The sequence below is a fragment of the Neobacillus drentensis genome (assembly GCF_036966985.1).
Lineage (GTDB): Bacteria > Bacillota > Bacilli > Bacillales > Cytobacillaceae > Neobacillus > Neobacillus drentensis_E.
In genome coordinates this window covers 1-3690 of the sequence record NZ_JBALSN010000177.1, presented here as the reverse complement: position 1 = coordinate 3690, position 3690 = coordinate 1, and the positions used below count along the sequence as shown (strand labels likewise).

Sequence of the window (3690 nt, the reverse complement as noted above, 5' to 3'; positions counted from 1 at the left end):
TTTAGAGATAGTATTAATGGTAATTTACTACATAATTAAGGATGAAGGAGATAATCTTGAAGCTATTATTGAGGAAGATTTGGATTTTTATAGCGAAGTAAGAAAATTTGATACTAAATTAGAAATTGAGGAATGGATCCTAATGCTTCTAACAAGAGTTATTAATTCTTTAAGAAAAATAAACCAGAGGGAGAATGCGGCAATTAAAAAGGCAAAGGATTTTATTCATAATAATTATGGTGATAGAGTTACCCTAGATCTGGTAAGTAAATCTATAGGCTTTAGTAAGGCATATTTCAGTAAAATATTCACAGAAGAAACAGGGTATAACTTTACTACATATGTAACTAATATAAGGATAGAAAAGGCCAAGGAGTTTTTAGCTAAAACTGATATGAAGATATATGAGATATGTGATAAAATCGGTTATCCTAACATTGAACATTTCAGCAGAACCTTTAAAAAACTTGTAGGCATTAGCCCTATGCAGTATAAAAATGACAGAATGAGGAGGTGTTCCAAGTGAATGGAGGAAAAATAATGAAAGGAATATTTAGCTTTGAAGGACCATTGTACAAGTTTTGTGTATTAGTTTATGAAACCTTTATGTTGAATTTATTATGGTTTATAGGAAGCTTGCCAATAGTGACAATTGGAGTTTCCACTTCTGCACTATATTATGTTTATGGAAAAAAGGTAAGAGAAAATAGCTATAACATATATAGTGACTTTATTAAGGGATACAAAGAAAATTTTAAGCAAGCTTTACCTATAGGAGCAGTTATAACAATAATTTTATCTTTCAGTATTTATAAGATATTTAAATTAAATAAAATGGACAGTGCTTATCTATGGCTTCAGGGCTTTCAACTATTTATTATCTTTCAAATACTACTTATAAGTGTTTTTATATTCCCTTTAATAGCAAGAGTTAATATGAAGCTTATTGATATACTTAAGAATTCACTTATATTAACTTATAAACACATAGTTATAAGTACTACCTCTGTAGCACTCCTTATAGCACTAATATTATTTACCATATATAAGCTTTCCTTTGGATTATTTTTCGTTAGCTTTTATGCTCTTGTTTCCACCTATTTTATTGAGAAGGTACTTAAAAGATATATTAAAATCTAAACCTAGTAATAAAAACACCTGTACTTTTGCGAGGGCACTGAAAAACCTCCGGTTTTTAAAGGGGCTCTTTATCGTACAACTTAAAAAGACGACTTAAAAATTCACATTTGTGAATTTTGAGTCGTCTTTTTCAATCTTAGGGGGCTATTTTGCCCTAATCTGGAACGATTGTTTGTGATGCGTACCGGAAAGGTGCGCTTATTTTTATAATTCGGGCTTACCTTTAATCAATTATGCTAGTTTAAATCAAGAGGATAATATAAATCAAAAAAACATTAATATATATCATTCAATGATATTGTAAAAATAATTAAAATATAACTATAAAGTGTGAAGGGGGAAAAAAAGTGATTAAAAAGAAATTATTAAAAAATTTAAGCTTAGCTTTAGTAGCAGCAACACTACTAAGCACCTTTGCTGTAGGGTGCTCAAATACAAAGAGCGCAACAACAGCTAGCGATAAAAAGGTAACACTAAAAATGGCTCTTTGGGGAGACGACGAGTATAAGTATATGACAGAAACTAAAAAGATAGCAGATGCTTATAAAAAGGTGCATCCAAATGTAACTATAGAAGTGGAAAAAGTTGGAAAAACTGAATATGATAATACAATGAAGATAAGAAGCACAGCAAATCAGCTGCCAGATGTATTCCCAATTAGACAAGCAAATCTTTCACTTTATGGGGATATTATGGTACCTCTAAATGATTTAAAGGCAACTGAAAACAATTTATATGCTAAGGAAACTATGATTAAAGGAAATGTAATAGGGTTACCAGAAGCAGTATTTAATGAATTTGTTTTTTACAACAAGAACATTTTCAAAGAATACAATTTAGAAATACCTAAGACTTGGGATGAGTTTATAAAGGTTTGTCAAACAATAAAAGATGGTAAGAAATATACACCACTTGCATTGGGCTTAAAGGATTCTTGGGTAAATTATCCACTTAATGAATATATGCCAATGCTTGAAGCAGGAGATGGACAATACTACAACAAGATGGCTACAAAGGATGATCCTTTTACAAAAGGACAGCCATTCTACAATGCATATACAAAGATTCAAAAATTATATGATGCTAAGGTTTTTGGAGATGATCCATTAGGATATGGTTGGGATCAGCAAAGAGCAATGTTTGTAGCGGGAAAAGCTGGTATGTTAGCAGCTGGCTCCTGGTATAAGAGTGATTATAACCAAAATGGAGGTAAGGATGAGAATTTAGGAGTTTTCTTATTACCAACAAGGAATACTACTAGCGATCCATTCTACAATACTGCAATGACTGAATTCTTCTGGGGAGTTCCTAAAACTAGTAAAAATCAAAAGGAAGCAAAAGAATTCCTTGAATGGTTCTTTGGTGATTATTATACTCAGCTTGTTTCTACTCTTAGTATAAAGCCTACAATGAAGGGTGTAAGTTATAATGATCAATTCTTTGCTCAAGCCTTTGATGGTGTTGATGCTAAGTCAGTAACTGTTTTCTATGATGATAAGTATAACAAGGTAAAGAATGCCATGAAATTTGACGTTAATGGCATAGGTCAACAGATGGTGGCAGGCAAAACTAGTTTAGATTCTATAATGAATGATTTAAATGCACAATGGAAAAAAGCAAGAGGTAACTAAAAAGTAAAATAATTAATTAAAAGAAGAATAAGGTGCCTTTAGCTGCTTTATTCTTCTTTTAATTAGCAGGCTAGGAGGCGGGTTATGTTTAAAAATAATGAGTTAAAGATGCAGAAGAACATAGTGCTAGTTACATTCTTATTTATTCCCACTATTTTAATAAGTTTATTTATGATATACCCAATAATAAATCTAGTAGCATTAAGCTTTACAAGCTGGGATGGACTGAATCCTACAAAAACCTTTGTAGGATTAAAAAATTTCAAGAAAATAATATTTGATTCACCGGAGGTATGGGTATCGCTAAAAAATAATGCTGTATATTTTGCGGGGCATTTGCTTTTTATACCTATTGAATTATTTTTAGCATTTTTATTAGACAATAGAGTGAGATGCAGTAAGATGTTCAAAACTATTACATTTTTACCTTATATAATTAACACAGTTGCAGTTGCATGTATGTTTATCTTTCTTTTTAGCTCACAAGATGGAGTGTTAAATAGTATGCTGCAGTTTTTTCATATGAATAAAATAGGATGGCTTAGCGATCCGGAAATTGTTAATTATTCTCTTACTGGAGTTTCTATATGGAAATTTTCTGGTATCCATATAATACTTTTTTTAGCGGCATTTCAATCCCTTCCAACGGACATGATTGAAGCATCTATTATTGATGGAGCAAGCACCTTTAAACAGTTTTATCACATTGTATTACCAAATATAAAGCCTGTTGTTGAAATAGTATTATTTTTGAACGTGAGAGGAGCCTTGCAGATATTTGATATTCCTTATGTTATGACTAGCGGTGGTCCCAATCATGCTAGCGAAACTTTTACATTACAAACAATAAATACAGCCTTTCAATATCAAAATTTTGGATTAGCCTGTGCAATGGCAATTGTATTGATGATAATAATAA

At 31.2% G+C, this 3690-nt stretch carries 4 protein-coding genes; all 4 read left to right on the top strand.

Features of this window, described 5'->3' with window-relative positions; translation table 11 throughout:
* Nucleotides 1-526, top strand: a 526-nt coding sequence (locus tag V7659_RS12040) for a helix-turn-helix domain-containing protein (protein ID WP_335540229.1), incomplete at its 5' end; no start/stop codon positions are given.
* Nucleotides 523-1140, top strand: coding sequence for a YesL family protein (locus V7659_RS12035; RefSeq protein WP_335540228.1), 618 nt, complete (start codon nucleotides 523-525; stop codon nucleotides 1138-1140). The genes V7659_RS12040 and V7659_RS12035, both read left to right, overlap by 4 nt.
* A gap of 347 nt (nucleotides 1141-1487) precedes the next feature.
* Nucleotides 1488-2771, top strand: a complete 1284-nt coding sequence (locus tag V7659_RS12030) for an ABC transporter substrate-binding protein (RefSeq protein WP_335540227.1) — start codon at nucleotides 1488-1490, stop codon at nucleotides 2769-2771.
* A gap of 84 nt (nucleotides 2772-2855) precedes the next feature.
* On the top strand, nucleotides 2856-3690 hold an 835-nt coding region (locus V7659_RS12025; RefSeq protein WP_335540226.1), incomplete at its 3' end, for a carbohydrate ABC transporter permease.